Here is a 14,241-nt window from a genome sequence, read left to right as displayed (position 1 = left end):
CCGTCATGATTTTCGATACCGTCGTCGTCGGCCCGCTGGGGGTCAACTGTTTCATCCTCGGGTGCGAGGAGAGCCGCGAGGGGGTGGTGGTCGATCCCGGCGCCGATGCCGAGCGCATCCTCGAACGGGTCCGCTCCCGGGGGCTCGACATTCGCTACGTCGTCAATACCCACGGGCATTTCGACCACGTGGGGGGAAACCGTCGCCTGGTGGCGGCGACGGGGGCGAAGCTTCTCATCCACCGCGATGACGTTCCTCTCCTTGGTCGGGCGGTGGAGGTGGCGGCCAACTACGGCCTCACGACGGAGCGCTCTCCCGAACCTGACCTCTTTCTCGAGGATGGCGCGGTGCTCTCCTTCGGGAGCTGCGCGATGGAGATCCTCCATACCCCCGGCCACACGCCGGGAGGGTGCTGTCTCTCCCTGGCAACGGAAGCGAAGGTGATCACCGGCGACACGCTCTTCGCGGAATCGGTGGGGAGGACCGACTTCCCGGGCTCTTCCCACGAAGCCCTGATGGCGTCGATCCAGACCAAGCTCCTGCCGCTGCCGGACGCCACCCAGGTCTTCCCCGGCCATGGCCCTTCGACCACCATCGGCCGGGAGCGGCTCTACAATCCCTACATCGCCGGTTAACGCGCCGAAGGCGCGCTGAACCGTGGAGGCGTGATGCTGAACGGCAAGCAAATCGTACTGGGGGTCACCGGCGGCATCGCCGCCTACAAGGCGGTGGAGCTGCTGCGCCTGCTGACGAAGGCGGGGGCGACGGTGCACGTCATCATGACCAGGTCGGCCACGGAGTTCGTGACTCCCCTCACGTTCCAGACCCTCTCCATGAACCCCGTCACCACGGAGCTTTTTAACCTCATCTCCGAACGGGAGATTGGCCACATCTCCCTGGCTGACCGGGCGGATCTCTTCATCATCGCCCCGGCCACGGCCAACGTCATTGGCAAGCTTGCCGGCGGCATTGCCGACGACATGCTCACCACCACCGTGATGGCGACCAGGGCGCCGGTCCTCATCGCCCCCGCCATGAACGTCAACATGTACCAAAACCCCATCTACCGCGAGAACGAAGAGAAGCTGCGCCGCCACGGCTACCGTTTCGTGGAGCCGGCGCGGGGAATGCTTGCCTGCGGCTGGGAAGGGGAGGGGAAGTTTCAGGAGCCGTCCGTGATCGTGGAAGAGGCCCGGCGGGTACTCACCCCCCCGGACCTGGCCGGCGAGCGGATTCTCGTCACCGCGGGGCCGACCCGTGAGGAGGTCGATCCCGTCCGGTACGTCAGCAACCACTCATCGGGGAAGATGGGGTATGCCATCGCCCGGGCGGCCTGGCGGCGGGGGGCGGAGGTCGTTTTGGTCTCAGGCCCCACGTGCCTGCCCGATCCGTGGGGGATCGGGGTGGTGCGGGTCGAGTCTGCCATGGAGATGCGCGATGCCGTCATGGCGGAGCTTCCGGCAAGCACGGTCGTCGTGAAGGCGGCGGCAGTCGCCGACTATCGCCCGACGACCCGCAGTGCCGCCAAGATCAAGAAACGCACCGATTCCCTCTCGCTGGATTTGGAGAAGAACCCTGACATCCTCGCCGAGGTGGGGCGGATGAAAGGCGACCGCGTGGTGGTGGGATTTGCCGCCGAAACCGGTGAACTGCTGGAGAATGCCCGCATCAAGCTTACGGAGAAGAACGTCGACCTCATGGTGGCCAACGACGTGAGCCTGGAGGGGGCGGGGTTCAATGTGGAGACCAACATCGCCAAGCTCCTTTTCCGTGACGGCACCGTCGAGGAGCTTTCCCTCATGACGAAGGGGGCGATGGCGGATCTGATCCTTGACCGGGTGGCGGCATTGCGGCAGAAGCAGTCGCGCCAGGAGGGGTGACGCAAAAAAGCGGCCGGGGGTGAAGCGGGGAGCAGCTATTCGGCAGAGAGAATCTGGAGAAGCTTCTCCGGGGCCCAGATGGCCTCTTTCAGCCGCCATTTCATCGCCTCTACCTGCGAGAGGGCGTCTTCCCGGTCGAGTTTTCCGCTGCGGTAGAGCAGGCGGAGGTTCTTGCGCACCGCTTCCGCCGTTGCAAGGGCCCGTTCCCCCGTCGGATCCGCCAGATAGAAGCGTGAGTGCTCCACGCGGTTCAGAAAGTCGAAGACCGCCTCCTGCGCGAGCCCCAGGTACTCGAAGCGGTCCTCGTCTTCGAGGACGTAGCTCGACGAGTCCGAAAGGGTTTTCATCACCTGCTGCCATTTTTCGAGCCGGCTCACCAGCAGGATCGAGTTGAAGATCCGTTTGTTGGTGCCGAAGGAAAAGATGGTGTCCGAGAGGACATTGCGCAGCAGCGCATCGTTGGCCTTGTAGTTTTCCCGGGCGACCTGCTTCCCCGTTTCCCAGATATCGCGGTCCACGAAGGTCTCGAAACGCATCTCCCAATAGGCGTGCTTGAGGGTGAGGGTGGAGAAGCTCCGCATGACCTTGAAGGGGACGAAGTAGTTGTGGGCCACGGTGTCGGCGGCGAGATGCGAGAGGTAGCCGTAGGCGCAGGCCTTCTGGGGCGGGTTCCAGGCGTACTCCAGCACCTTCATGCCGATGCGCCAGCGATGGCAGTGCTGCAAGTAATGGGTGAACTTCTTGCCGAGGGTGATGTCAGCCGCGATGCAGCCGTAGAGGAAGTCATGGGGGAATTCGCCGATGACTGCGGCAATGGCGGGGTTTATCGACTGCAGGCTGTTGATGACGGCGGTCCCCAGCTGGAGATGGATGCCGGCTCCCCAGGCGAAGGCATCGGACGGTGCGAGCAGGGCGGCGGCGAGGATGGCAAAGGGCAGGATGAGCATATGTATAAAGATATTGGAGTGTTAGTGAAAAGTAAAGGGGTTTGCCATGCAGGCGGATGACGGGACACGGGCGACGCTTGCATCGCTCAGGCGTTATCTGGAGGAGCTGAAGGAGAGCGGGGTGGAGGGGCTTCCCTTTGCCCCCGAAGGTGCCGCTCAGGCTTTTGAGGCTGCGCGCCCCCCAATATCCCAGCCTCTGCCGGCTGAATCCGAGTGTGCGGTTTCGGCGCCGCCACAGAGGCGGGAGATCCTCGACGACATCCGGAGCGATCTCGGCGACTGCCAGCGCTGTGCCCTCGGTGCCGGGCGCACGACGCTCGTTTTCGGTGTCGGCAACCCGGACGCGCGGCTTCTCTTCGTGGGGGAGGCACCCGGCCGCGAGGAAGACCTCCAGGGAGAACCGTTCGTCGGCGAGGCAGGGCAGCTCCTGACGAAGATCATCGGGGCCATGGGCCTGGCGCGGGAGGAGGTCTACATCTGCAACGTCCTCAAGTGCCGGCCGCCGGGGAACCGCAACCCCCACGCCGAGGAGATCGAGGCGTGCAGTTCGTTCCTGCTCCGGCAGGTGAAGGCTATTGCGCCGGAGGCGATCATTGCCCTCGGCACCTTTGCCGCCCAGACGCTCCTGAACACCAAGGAGCCGATATCGAGGCTGCGCGGAACGTTCCACGATTATCACGGAATCCCTCTCATGTCGACCTTCCATCCCGCGTTTCTCCTGCGCAACCCCGAACGGAAGCGCGAGGTCTGGGATGACATGAAGCTGGTCATGGGGCGGTTGGGGATCGCGATAAATTCCCGGAAGAAGTGAGGGATGGTCCCGATGTACGAAGATCTTTACGACTCGGGGTGACGGCAGGCAGCGCAGGTGGCGAAACGGCATGAAGCAACGCCCGGATACCGGTGGGGAGAACCCCTCGGCATCCGGGCGTTGGTGTATTTGCCGTATCGGTTCGAGGGGGCTAGAGCGGCATTCCAAGCCGCCGCATCTTCTCCACGAGGGTGGTGCGGTTCAGGTTCAGGAGTGCCGCCGCCCGGGCTTTCACCCCGTCGGAGAGGGCGAGGGCGTCGCTGATCATGCTCCGCTCGATTTCGGCGAGGGTCCTGACGAGATCCACCCCCTTTTCGGTGACGCGGGTGAGGGACTCTTCCCTGATGTTGGGGGGAAGGTCCTGCAGGGTTATGGAGTCCTCCTCGGTCAAGGCCGCCACCCGCTCCATGAGGTTTTCGAGCTCCCTGACGTTGCCCGGCCACTGGTAGCTCTCCAGGGCCTCCAAGCCTTCCTTTGTCAGGGTCATGGCCCGGCGGCGCATCTCTTTGCAGTACTTGGCGAGGAAATGCTTCGCCAGCGGCAGGATGTCCTCGACCCGTTCGCGCAGCGGCGGCAGCGGCAGCGGAATGACGTTGAGCCGGTAAAAGAGGTCTTCCCGGAAGGTCCCCTTCTTGACCTCTTCGGCCAGATTCAGGTTCGTGGCGGCAACGATCCGGGCATCGATCTTCACGGGGCGGGTGGAGCCGACCCGCTCCACTTCCTGTTCCTGGAGTACCCGCAGGAGTTTGGTCTGCAGTTGCATCGGCATGGTGCCGATCTCGTCCAGAAAGATGGTTCCCTGTGTTGCCGCTTCGAACTTCCCGATCTTGTCCCGCATGGCGCCGGTGAAGGCCCCCTTCACGTAGCCGAAGAGCTCGCTCTCGAGGAGATTCTCGGGAATCGCCCCGCAGTGGACGGCGACGAATGGCTTGTCCCGACGCTGGCCGTTGAAGTGGATCGCCTTGGCGACGAGTTCCTTGCCGGTCCCGGATTCACCGGTGATCAGGACCGTGGAGTCGGTTTTGACGATCCGCTTCATGAGTGCAAATACCTGCTGCATCGATGGCGCGGTGCCGATGATGTTTGCGAACTCGAACTTGTCGCGAAGCTGCTTTCTGAGATAGACGTTCTCGGTGAGAAGCTGGCGCTTCTCGACCGCCTTGGCGATGATGATCTTGAGCTCGTCAAAGTTGAGGGGCTTGGTGATGTAGTCGAACGCCCCTTCCTTCATGGCGCGGACGGCCGTTTCGGCTGAGGCGTGGCCGGTGATGAGGATGACCTCGGTAAGGGGGGAGTCCCCCTTGACCTTCTTGAGGATGTCGATACCGTTGGTGTCGGGGAGAAAAAGATCGGTAATGACGATGTCGAACTTGTCCCGGCCAAGAAGCTGGAATCCCTCCGCACCCGAGGCGGAACCGCTGACGTGATGTCCCCCTGCCTTGAGCAGAAGGGTCAGGGCCTCGCGTCCTGACTCTTCGTCGTCGATGAGAAGGATCTTTGTCCGTTCTTTCATGAAAACCCTCCTAGGCTGGCCTGAAAATAGCATTAAACGACCCTTTTTGGCAAGGTCCCACCCGTCCTGCCCCCCTCCCGGGCCTCCCCGGTTTGCCTTTGCAATCGCGGCGCTCCTTTGCTAGTATAACCCGGTTTATGAAGATCAAACGCCTCGAAATATCCGGATTCAAATCGTTCGTCGACCGGGCCTCGCTGGATTTCCAGCAGGGGGTGACCGGGATCGTCGGCCCCAACGGGTGCGGGAAGTCCAACGTCGTCGACGCAATCCGCTGGGTCATGGGGGAGCAGTCGGCCAAGAACCTCCGGGGACGGTCGATGGAGGACATCATCTTCGGCGGCAGCGAATTCCGCAAGCCGGTCGGCATGGCCGAGGTCTCCATGGTCTTCTCCACCGAAGACGGGCGGGTGCCGGCCAAGTACCTGAACTACAGCGAGATCCAGGTGACGCGCCGTCTTTACCGCGACGGCGAGAGCGAATATTTCCTCAACAAGACCCCCTGCCGGTTGATGGACATTACCGAGCTGTTCATGGATACCGGCGTCGGTGCCCGGGCCTACTCCATCATCGAGCAGGGGAAGATCGGGATGATCCTCCACTCCAAGCCCGAAGAGCGGCGATTCCTCATCGAAGAGGCGGCCGGCGTCACCAAGTTCAAGGCCAAGAAGCAGGTTGCCCTCAAAAAGATCGATCTGACCCGTCAGAACCTTCTCCGGATCGGCGACATCCTTGCCGAGATCAAGCGCCAGCTTAACTCCCTCCAGCGCCAGGCGAAGAAGGCGGAGAAGTTCAGGGAGTACCGGGAAGAGCTGAAGGAGATCGAAATCGCCGCCACCGTCAGGCGTTTCGTGGCCCTCAACGCCGAAAAGGAGCGGGTCGAGGGGGGGCTGCGCGACGCCGTCTCCCGAGATGGAACCCTCGCGGCGGACCTGGGCCAGCGGGATCTTCTCCTGGAAGAGAAGCGCATGGCCCTCGTGGAGCGGGAACGGGGGGTTGCCGAAGCGCAGGAGGGAATCTTCCGGCACCGGAGCGCGGTGCAGGCCTGCGAGAGCCGTATCGAGTTCCAGCGCAAGGAGCTTGCCGCCCTCGAACGCCAGGAAGAGCGCCTCGTCACGGAGCTTGCCGGCCTCGAAGGGCAGGTGGTCGCGGCCGAGGAGGAGTTGAAGCGCCTCCTGGAGCAGAGTGGTGCCTTTTCCGTCGAGGCTGCCGACGAGGAGGGGAACCTTCAGGCCCGTGAGCGGGAGCTTGAGGAGATGTCCGAGGCGGAGCGGGAGCTCGCTTCTTCCCTGGAGGAGGTCCGGCGCGAACTCTTCTCCCTCCTCTCCGAGGTGGCCCAGCTCAGTAACCAGCGCAATGCCGCCGCCCGCCGGCTGGAGGGGCTGGCAGAGCGTGCCGAGCGAAACCGACGCGAAAGCACCCTCCTTCAGGAGCGGCTCGTCGATGCCTCCGGAAAGGCCCACGAGCTCGAAGGGGCGGTCGGGGGGCTTTCGCGCCGCAAGGAAGAGCTTCAGGAGCAGATTCCGCTTCTGGTCCGCCGTGAAGAGGAGCTGAGGAGCGCTCTCTCCGACCGCGAGCGAGAACTCGCCGCTCGCCGTGAGGAGCTTTCGCGCACCTCGTCGCGCCTCCATTCGCTCCAGGAACTGGAGGCCCAGTTCGCCGGCTATGGCCAGGGGGTACGGAACCTGCTTCTGGCCGAGCGGTTCGCGGGGCGGTTCGGGGGGGTCCTGGCCGACTTCGTGGAGACGGAGGGAGAGTTGGAAGCGGCCCTGGAGGCGGTCCTTGCCGACCGGCTCCAGTACGTCCTCTGCGACGGCGATACCGATGCCCTGGAAGCGGTGGCCTTTCTCCGGGAGAATGGCAGCGGTCGGTGTACCCTCGTTGCCGGCCCTCTGGCGGCGGGGGAACGCCCGCTCCCGCCGCCGGACTCTGTACCGCTTCTGTCGCGGGTCACCATCGGCGAAGGGCGGCGGGCGGCGGTGGAACCGCTTCTGCACGACGTCTATCTGGCCGATGATCTGGCGGATGCCGTTTCACGCTCCCGCCGCTTCCCCCGTTGCACGTTCGTAACCCTGCATGGGGATGTGGCCTTTGGCGGAGGCATCGTTCACGGCGGCTCGGCCGATGGGGCGGGGCAGGGGCTCGTCCACAAGAAACGGGAGATTCGAGAACTCGCCGGCGCAACCGAACGGCTGACCGAGCAGGTCCGGGAACTGGAGGCCGGGCGGGACCGGTTGCGGGCCGAGCGGGGAGGGGTGGAGGAAGAGCTTCGCGACCTGCGTCAGGAGCTTCACCAGACCGACCTGCAACTGGTGAATGCGGAGAATGATCTTCAACGTGTCCGGGAGGAGTGCCAACGGATCGAGGAGCGGATTACCGTCACCGGCATGGAGGACGACCAGCTCCGGGAGGAGCGGGAAACCCTCGAAGGCGAGATGGCCGAGGCCGACAGCCGCCGCAGCATTCGGGAGGAGCGCAAGGCGGGGCTCGAAGCGGAGCTCGAGCGTCTCCAGGAGAGTCTGGCGGTTCGCAAGCGGCAGATCGATTCCGCCCGCGAGGCGGTTACCTCACTGAAGGTCAGGAGTGCCCAGCTTCGCGAGAAAAAAGAGGCCGCGGGGCGTGCCATGAAGCGTACCGAGGAGCTCCTCGGCGACCTCCGGACCCGCATCGAGCGCCATCGGCTCGAGCGCGAAGCCTGCAGCACTGAGCGTGAACGCCTTGCCGTGACGCTCACTGCCGGCGAAGAGGAACTCAAGACTCTTCTTGCCGGCCATGCCGAGGCCGAGGCTGCCTGTACTGCGGTGAAGCGGGAATTCGAGGCGCTGGCAGAGCTGCTCCGCGTAGAGGAAGGGCGGCTGCGGGAGCTTCGCTCTCTCTGCGAGGAAGCAAAGGGGGCCGTCGCCGGCCACAAGTTGAAGCTCTCCGAGCTTACCCTGGAACTCAATCATCTCGTTACCTCTCTGGCGGAAAAGTATCGCCTCGAACTGCAGCCGCTCCTTGCCAGGTATGCCGACCATCCCGTCGATACGGACGCTTCCGGTCAGAGACAGGCGGAGCTTTCCCGGCTCATCGACGAGATGGGGGAAGTGAATCTCACCGCCATCGAAGAGTACCGGGAGCTCGAGGAGCGTTTCACGTTCCTGTCTGGGCAGAAAGATGACCTGGAAGAGTCGCTCCATGCCCTGCAGCAGGCAATCCAACGGATCAACCGCACCACCCGCAAGCGGTTTCTCGAAACCTTCCATCTGGTGAACGAGAAATTCCAGGAGGTGTTCCCGCGCCTTTTCTGTGGCGGCAAGGCCGAGCTCAAGCTGACCAACGAGGAGGATCTCCTGGAGACCGGGATCGACATCATTGTTCAGCCTCCCGGGAAAAAGCTCCAGAACGTCACGCTCCTCTCGGGAGGGGAGAAGGCCCTGACGGCGGTGGCGCTCATTTTTTCCATCTTCCTGATCAAACCGTCACCTTTTTGCCTTCTCGACGAGGTGGATGCGCCACTTGATGATGCCAATATCGGGCGTTTCAACGATATGGTCCGGGAGATGAGTGAAATATCCCAGTTCATCATCATTACGCATAACAAGGCAACCATGGCGGTTGCCGACACGCTCTACGGGGTCACCATGGAGGAGCCCGGGGTGTCCAAGCTGGTTTCCGTGAAACTTAACTAGAGAGGGAGTTCTCCGTGCCGTTCAAAGCGATTCTGACCGATCTCGTGCGATCCGTACCCGGCGCAAGCGGGGCGATACTGGCCGACTGGGAGGGAGAGGCGGTGGAACAATTCGCTCTCTATGACGATTTTGAGCTCAAGATCGTCGGCGCCCACAAGGGGATCATCCTTAATCAGGTGAAGGAGCTGCAAGGCAGGCTCGACGACCCGGTGCGGGATGCCGTGATCACCACGGCGCACCAGCACGTGGTCATCGGTGCCGTGGGCAACGATTATTCCCTGGTCATGACGCTGGCCCGCGAGGCGATTTCCGCGCGCGCCCTTCCACCGTTCCGGAAGGCCATCGAGCTCTTGATGAAGGAGATATACTGATGTCCGAAGAGAAAAAGGGTTTTTTCAAGGGGCTCTGGGGAAAGATCGCCGGGAGCGATGACGGTGGCGAGGGGACCTCAACCGAGCCGGTGCAGCAGGCTGCTGGGCCGGTTTCAGAGGTTTCTCCCTCCGCTGCTGATGGCGAGAGCCGCAAGGCCGGTTTCTTTGAGCGCCTCAAACAGGGATTGAGCAAGACGCGCGACAGCCTTGTGGGGCGGATTGATCGTCTGGTGCTCGGCAAAAAGGAGATTGATGCCGACACGCTGGAGGGACTGGAAGAGATCCTGATCACGGCGGACATCGGCGTCCAGACCACGGTGGAACTGATCCGGACGCTCGAGCAGCGTCTTTCCCGCAATGAGCTCAAGGATGGTGCTGCCCTTAAGGAGGCGCTCAAGGAGGAGATTCTGAAGCGTGTCGTCCGCGATGCGGCCCCCCTCGACACGACCGCCGCATCGCCTTTCGTCATAATGGTGATCGGCGTGAATGGCGTCGGGAAGACCACCACCATCGGCAAGCTCGCCGCTCGCTACTGCCAGCAGGGGAAGCGGGTCGTTCTCGCGGCGGGAGATACGTTCCGCGCCGCCGCCGCCGAACAGTTGCAGGCGTGGGGAGAGCGGGCGGGGGTGGATGTCGTCCGCCATCAGGAGGGGGCCGATCCCTCCGCCGTGGTTTTCGACGGCATCAAGGCTGCCGTTGCGCGCAAGGCCGACATCCTCATTGTCGACACGGCGGGACGTCTCCATACCAAGGTGAATCTCATGGAGGAACTGAAGAAGGTTCGCCGCATCATGGGGCGCGAGCTCCCCGGCGCACCCCATGAGACGCTGCTTGTTCTCGATGCGGCAACGGGGCAGAATGCCATTTCCCAGGCCAGGCTTTTCAAGGAGGCGGCGGAAGTCAGCGGAATCGCCCTGACAAAGCTCGACGGCACCGCGAAGGGAGGGATCGTCGTGGCGATCTGCAACGAATTCCGGATCCCCGTCCGATACATAGGGGTGGGCGAGGGGGTGGAGGACCTTCGCGACTTCGATCCCGCCCAGTTCGTGGAGGCACTTTTCCAATAATGCCTTGACTTAAGGGGGGGGCTGAAATATTATTGAATTCCAAAAAAGGTATTCCATGGACCAGGAATTGTTTGCCGAGCTTGAGGGCCGGATCGAGGCGCTCATTGAAAAATATGCCTCTCTGCGGCGGGAAAATGAGCTTCTCCGGGAAGAAAACAGCCGACTTCTCAAAGAGCGTGACGGAATTAAGGGGAAGATAGACGGCATTCTCAGGAAGCTTGAAGGAATCTGACGACCATGAAGTCGTCACACCGCATCAAAGTGCTTGGCAAGGAAATAACGGTCAGGAGTTCCGCTTCTCCCGAGCAGGTACAAAAAATAGAATCCCTCGTAAACCGGAAACTGGCCGAAGCCCAGGCTTCGGTGCCGGTGGGTGATCCTCAGATACCGGTCATACTTGCCCTCATGAATCTGGCGGAAGGGTATGTCGCTCTTGCTCAGGCGGCTGAAGAGCAAAGGGAGCTTGAACGGGCTGAGATAATCCGGTTGAGCAGGCGAATTGATAGGGTTTTGTCGTGATAGTTAGGTGTAAGCTGATGGTTGGTCCTCGTTTTTACAATCTCCCTCGGGAGATTTAACCATAGAGCGGTCTGGTATGGTCTGGAAGGTTTGATCAGTGTCTACAGGTGAGTTTCCTGCATCAGGATTGTATGAGACTCGGCTGTCTGCTGATAAGTGTCTGCAGAATTCATCCGCAAGGGAAAGGGTATACCTGTCACCGTAACGAAAAACTCGTCACCTCATAACACGTTACCCTCGCCGGTTCCTTTTCTGCAGCACGCACTCATTCCTCGCACCATCCTCCGGAGTCCCCCCCGCGGGTAGTACCCGCTCTATGCGGCCCGTTGCGGCCTCGCTCATCCGTCTTCACATTATGCCCAAAAGAGCCATCAGGCAATTGCTGCTTGCCAGGCGCAAGTTGTTACCCGTCATTGAGGCACAATGCGCGGCGCGACGTGCCCAGCAGGCACTCATCGCAACCCCCGAGTTTGTTCTTGCCCGCAGGGTTATCCTGTATTCGCCAATCCATGGTGAAGTGGATACACGGGAGATAATGGAGGCTTCTTGGTCTGCGGGCAAAGACGTGTTTCTCCCCGCGGTCTGTGGCGAGGATCTTCGATTCATAAGAGTTGCCAGTGAAGGGGATTTCAAGAAAGGGGCGTTTGGAATCCTCGAGCCGTGTCAGACCGGCGAGGCATTGCCGCCGGGGCGGGCTGATATAATTGTCCTTCCCGGCGTAGCATTTGATCTCTTCGGCAGACGTATCGGCTATGGCAAGGGATATTACGATCGGGCGCTGCACTGTCTTGAAGGAACGGGGAGGCTTTTCGGCTTCTGCTACGATTTTCAACTAGTGGATGAAATTGCCGGGGAACCCCACGATGTCGCTGTGGACGTGGTTATCACCGAGAGGCGCATGATCCGCCCATCGGTTAGCAATAGATCAGAGGAGGTACGGGAAAATTGAAGATAGAAATCGCCATCATTCTTATTCTGGTAGCCGGAGGGGCAGGTTTTTTTGTTGGCAATCTGTTGCGGCGGAAACTTTCCGATTCGCTTGTCAGCAAGGCAGAGGAACTCGCATCCAAGATCGTCGACGACGCCAAGCGTGAAGCTGAGACCACCACGAAAGAAGCTGAGCTTCAGGCAAAGGACGCGATTTACCAGGCAAAGGCCGAAGCGGAGCGCGAGTCCAAGGAGAAACGCAAAGATCTTCAGGCCTTGGAAAAGCGTCTTCAGCAAAAAGAAGAAAATCTCGACAAGAAAATGCTCCTTTTCGACCAACGCGATGCAGATCTGACCAAAAAGGAGCAGTCGCTTTTGAATCGCGAGCAGTCGCTGGGGCAAAAAGAGGAAAAACTTGACTCCCTTGTTGCAGAGCAGCGGGACAAACTCGAAAGCATTTCGGGCATGTCATCGGCTGAGGCCAAGAAGATTTTGATGGACACTCTGGAGAGTGAGGCAAAACTTGATGCCGCCAAGCGCATCAAGGTCATCGAGGAGGAGGCCCGCGAGACTGCCGACAAGAAGTCCAAGGAGATCATCTCTCTGGCCATTCAGCGGTATGCCGGTGAGTACGTCGCCGAGAAAACGGTTTCGGTTGTGGCGCTTCCCTCTGACGAGATGAAGGGGCGAATCATCGGTCGTGAGGGACGCAACATCAGAGCGCTGGAAGCAGCGACAGGGATAGATCTCATTATTGACGATACTCCTGAGGCAGTCATTCTGTCCGGTTTCAACCCCATTCGTCGTGAGGTGGCCAAGATCGCTCTTGAAAAACTGATTGCCGATGGACGGATCCACCCTGGCCGCATCGAGGAGGTTGTGACGAAGGCTGAAGAGGAGGTCGAACACGCCATCAAGGAAGCGGGTGACCAGGCCGCATTCGATCTGGGTGTGCACGGGATTCATCCTGAAATCCTCAAGCTGATCGGCCGTCTCCGGTACCGTACATCCTACAGCCAAAACGTATACCAGCATTCGCTTGAAGTGGCCTTCCTCTGCGGCATCATGGCGTCGGAACTTGGAATCAACGTCAAGCAGGCAAAGCGAGCCGGTCTTCTTCACGACCTCGGGAAAGCGGTTGACCACGAGGTGGAGGGTTCCCATGCCGTAATCGGTGCAGAGCTGGCGCGGAAATACGGCGAATCCCCAAAGATTGTCCACGCCATCATGGCGCACCACGAGGACGAGAAGCCGTCGTCAGTGCTTGCCGTGTTGGTGCAGGCTGCCGATGCGCTTTCCGGTGCTCGCCCCGGCGCGCGGCGCGAAATGATGGAGACTTACGTCAAGCGGCTTGATGATCTCGAGAGGATTGCCGGATCGTTCACGGGAGTGAATAATTCGTTTGCAATTCAAGCCGGCCGGGAGATACGGGTCATGGTCTCGAGTGACGAAGTCAATGATGAGCGGGCCGTACTCCTTGCCAAGGATATCGCCAAGAAGATCGAGGCAGAGATGACATACCCGGGGCAGATCAAGGTCAACGTAATCCGGGAAACCCGGGCAATCGAATATGCCCGTTAAGCTTCTTTTCGTCGGGGACATCGTGGGCGCGCCGGGCAGAGAGGCGCTTTCCCGCGAACTTCATCGTCTTGTGGACCGTCACTGTGTCGACTTGGTAATTGCGAACGGCGAAAACGCTGCCGGCGGTTTTGGTCTTACGGAGGATACCGCACGCGAGCTTTATTCGCTTGGGGTGGACGTGCTTACCAGTGGGAATCACATCTGGGACAAGAAGGAAGCGCTCCCCTACATCAAGCGAGAAGAGTGGCTCGTCCGTCCGGCCAACTATCCGTCGGGCACTGCGGGAAAAGGGAGTGTCGTGGCCCGGACGGCAGGCGGCATCAAGGTTGGCATTCTCAATCTCGAGGGACGTGTCTTTATGAACAACCTCGAGTGTCCCTTCAGGACTGCAGATCGAGAAATTGAGCTGCTCAAGGAGCAGACCGACGTTATTTTTGTTGATTTTCATGCTGAAGCGACATCGGAGAAAGTGGCGCTTGGTTGGTACCTCGACGGGCGCGTGAGTGCCGTTGTCGGAACCCATACCCATGTTCAGACTGCCGATGAGAGAATCCTTGCCGGCGGGACCGCGTACCTCTCGGACGCGGGGATGACCGGAAGCTTCGATTCAGTTATCGGAATAAAGAAAGAGCTTGCCATTGAAAAGTTTGTGACCCTGATGCCGACTCGCTTCGAAGTGGCAAGGAAAGACCTGCGACTCAACGGCGTCGTGATTGAAATCGATGAGGCAAGCGGTAAGTCGCTCGGTATCGAGCGTATCTCACTATCGTGCTCCTGAGGAGAGAAATGGTCATGTCTGTTGCAGAGCAGATGTCAGTTATCAAGCGAGGGGCGGTCGAAATACTCATTGAAAAGGAATTGGAGGAAAAACTCGCCAAATCCGAAAAGACCGGAGTGCCGCTCAAGATAAAAGCAGGTTTTGATCCAACTGCTCCGGACCTGCATCTGGGGCATACG

The 14,241-nt window shown here is 60.7% G+C and carries 14 protein-coding genes (1 of these 14 cut by a window edge); 12 read left to right on the top strand and 2 right to left on the bottom strand.

Features of this window, described 5'->3' with window-relative positions:
* The first annotated feature begins 5 nt into the window (after nucleotides 1-5).
* Both GPICK_RS11060 and coaBC read left to right on the top strand, forming a co-directional pair.
* Nucleotides 6-635 (top strand): MBL fold metallo-hydrolase, encoded by a 630-nt coding sequence (locus GPICK_RS11060; RefSeq protein ID WP_039743193.1) that lies wholly within the window; start codon nucleotides 6-8, stop codon nucleotides 633-635.
* A gap of 33 nt (nucleotides 636-668) precedes the next feature.
* Nucleotides 669-1,880, top strand: a complete 1,212-nt coding sequence (coaBC, locus tag GPICK_RS11055) for a bifunctional phosphopantothenoylcysteine decarboxylase/phosphopantothenate--cysteine ligase CoaBC (RefSeq protein WP_039743191.1) — start codon at nucleotides 669-671, stop codon at nucleotides 1,878-1,880.
* Nucleotides 1,881-1,915: 35 nt separating this feature from the next.
* Here coaBC and GPICK_RS11050 read toward each other — a convergent pair whose 3' ends face one another.
* Entirely contained in the window at nucleotides 1,916-2,827 is a 912-nt protein-coding gene (locus tag GPICK_RS11050) for a zinc dependent phospholipase C family protein (RefSeq protein WP_039743189.1), read from the bottom strand.
* 46 nt (nucleotides 2,828-2,873) lie between these two features.
* On the opposite strand from GPICK_RS11050, the gene GPICK_RS11045 reads away from it, so the two are divergent.
* Complete coding sequence (locus GPICK_RS11045; protein WP_039743186.1) at nucleotides 2,874-3,638, top strand: uracil-DNA glycosylase; 765 nt, start codon at nucleotides 2,874-2,876, stop codon at nucleotides 3,636-3,638.
* Nucleotides 3,639-3,789: 151 nt separating this feature from the next.
* On the opposite strand, the gene GPICK_RS11040 is transcribed toward GPICK_RS11045, so the two are convergent.
* Nucleotides 3,790-5,151: a sigma-54-dependent transcriptional regulator gene (locus tag GPICK_RS11040; RefSeq protein ID WP_039743184.1), complete on the bottom strand. Its 1,362-nt coding sequence runs from the start codon at nucleotides 5,149-5,151 to the stop codon at nucleotides 3,790-3,792.
* A 137-nt stretch (nucleotides 5,152-5,288) separates the two neighbouring features.
* On the opposite strand from GPICK_RS11040, the gene smc reads away from it, so the two are divergent.
* From smc to tyrS, 9 genes are all read left to right on the top strand, one after another.
* On the top strand, nucleotides 5,289-8,819 hold the full coding sequence (gene smc, locus GPICK_RS11035) for a chromosome segregation protein SMC (RefSeq protein ID WP_039743181.1): 3,531 nt from the start codon (nucleotides 5,289-5,291) through the stop codon (nucleotides 8,817-8,819).
* 14 nt (nucleotides 8,820-8,833) lie between these two features.
* Complete coding sequence (locus tag GPICK_RS11030; protein ID WP_039743179.1) at nucleotides 8,834-9,190, top strand: roadblock/LC7 domain-containing protein; 357 nt, start codon at nucleotides 8,834-8,836, stop codon at nucleotides 9,188-9,190.
* Nucleotides 9,190-10,257, top strand: coding sequence for a signal recognition particle-docking protein FtsY (gene ftsY / locus GPICK_RS11025; RefSeq protein ID WP_039743177.1), 1,068 nt, complete (start codon nucleotides 9,190-9,192; stop codon nucleotides 10,255-10,257). The genes GPICK_RS11030 and ftsY overlap by 1 nt, the downstream gene beginning before the upstream one ends.
* Before the next feature lie 55 nt (nucleotides 10,258-10,312).
* Nucleotides 10,313-10,489, top strand: coding sequence for a cell division protein ZapB (zapB, locus tag GPICK_RS11020; protein WP_039743174.1), 177 nt, complete (start codon nucleotides 10,313-10,315; stop codon nucleotides 10,487-10,489).
* Nucleotides 10,490-10,494: 5 nt separating this feature from the next.
* Nucleotides 10,495-10,776 (top strand): cell division protein ZapA, encoded by a 282-nt coding sequence (locus tag GPICK_RS11015; protein ID WP_039743172.1) that lies wholly within the window; start codon nucleotides 10,495-10,497, stop codon nucleotides 10,774-10,776.
* A 355-nt stretch (nucleotides 10,777-11,131) separates the two neighbouring features.
* Nucleotides 11,132-11,725 (top strand): 5-formyltetrahydrofolate cyclo-ligase, encoded by a 594-nt coding sequence (locus tag GPICK_RS11010; protein ID WP_039745680.1) that lies wholly within the window; start codon nucleotides 11,132-11,134, stop codon nucleotides 11,723-11,725.
* Nucleotides 11,722-13,284 (top strand): ribonuclease Y, encoded by a 1,563-nt coding sequence (gene rny / locus GPICK_RS11005; RefSeq protein WP_039743170.1) that lies wholly within the window; start codon nucleotides 11,722-11,724, stop codon nucleotides 13,282-13,284. Before GPICK_RS11010 ends, rny begins: the two co-directional genes overlap by 4 nt.
* A complete protein-coding gene (locus GPICK_RS11000) occupies nucleotides 13,274-14,062 on the top strand; it encodes a TIGR00282 family metallophosphoesterase (protein WP_039743167.1) in 789 nt (262 codons plus the stop codon). The genes rny and GPICK_RS11000 overlap by 11 nt, the downstream gene beginning before the upstream one ends.
* 14 nt (nucleotides 14,063-14,076) lie before the next feature.
* Nucleotides 14,077-14,241 carry the beginning of a tyrosine--tRNA ligase gene (tyrS, locus tag GPICK_RS10995; protein WP_039745679.1) on the top strand. Its footprint extends 1,059 nt past the window's final position, so 165 of the gene's 1,224 nt are visible here — the first part of the coding sequence; it begins with the start codon at nucleotides 14,077-14,079; the stop codon falls past the right edge of the window.

Origin of the sequence: Geobacter pickeringii, from assembly GCF_000817955.1 — a bacterium.
Lineage (GTDB): Bacteria > Desulfobacterota > Desulfuromonadia > Geobacterales > Geobacteraceae > Geobacter > Geobacter pickeringii.
Note: the sequence above shows the minus strand (reverse complement) of the source record. Positions and strands in the feature narration are given on the sequence as shown.

Excerpts from the sequence above, each read along its gene's own strand:
- GPICK_RS11060 (WP_039743193.1), top strand. The coding sequence starts at position 6 with ATGATTTTCGATACCGTCGTCGTCGGCCCGCTGGGGGTCAACTGTTTC.
- coaBC (WP_039743191.1), top strand. The coding sequence starts at position 669 with ATGCTGAACGGCAAGCAAATCGTACTGGGGGTCACCGGCGGCATCGCC.
- GPICK_RS11050 (WP_039743189.1), bottom strand. The coding sequence starts at position 2,827 with ATGCTCATCCTGCCCTTTGCCATCCTCGCCGCCGCCCTGCTCGCACCG.
- GPICK_RS11045 (WP_039743186.1), top strand. The coding sequence starts at position 2,874 with ATGCAGGCGGATGACGGGACACGGGCGACGCTTGCATCGCTCAGGCGT.
- GPICK_RS11040 (WP_039743184.1), bottom strand. The coding sequence starts at position 5,151 with ATGAAAGAACGGACAAAGATCCTTCTCATCGACGACGAAGAGTCAGGA.
- smc (WP_039743181.1), top strand. The coding sequence starts at position 5,289 with ATGAAGATCAAACGCCTCGAAATATCCGGATTCAAATCGTTCGTCGAC.
- ftsY (WP_039743177.1), top strand. The coding sequence starts at position 9,190 with ATGTCCGAAGAGAAAAAGGGTTTTTTCAAGGGGCTCTGGGGAAAGATC.
- zapB (WP_039743174.1), top strand. The coding sequence starts at position 10,313 with ATGGACCAGGAATTGTTTGCCGAGCTTGAGGGCCGGATCGAGGCGCTC.
- GPICK_RS11015 (WP_039743172.1), top strand. The coding sequence starts at position 10,495 with ATGAAGTCGTCACACCGCATCAAAGTGCTTGGCAAGGAAATAACGGTC.
- GPICK_RS11010 (WP_039745680.1), top strand. The coding sequence starts at position 11,132 with ATGCCCAAAAGAGCCATCAGGCAATTGCTGCTTGCCAGGCGCAAGTTG.
- GPICK_RS11000 (WP_039743167.1), top strand. The coding sequence starts at position 13,274 with ATGCCCGTTAAGCTTCTTTTCGTCGGGGACATCGTGGGCGCGCCGGGC.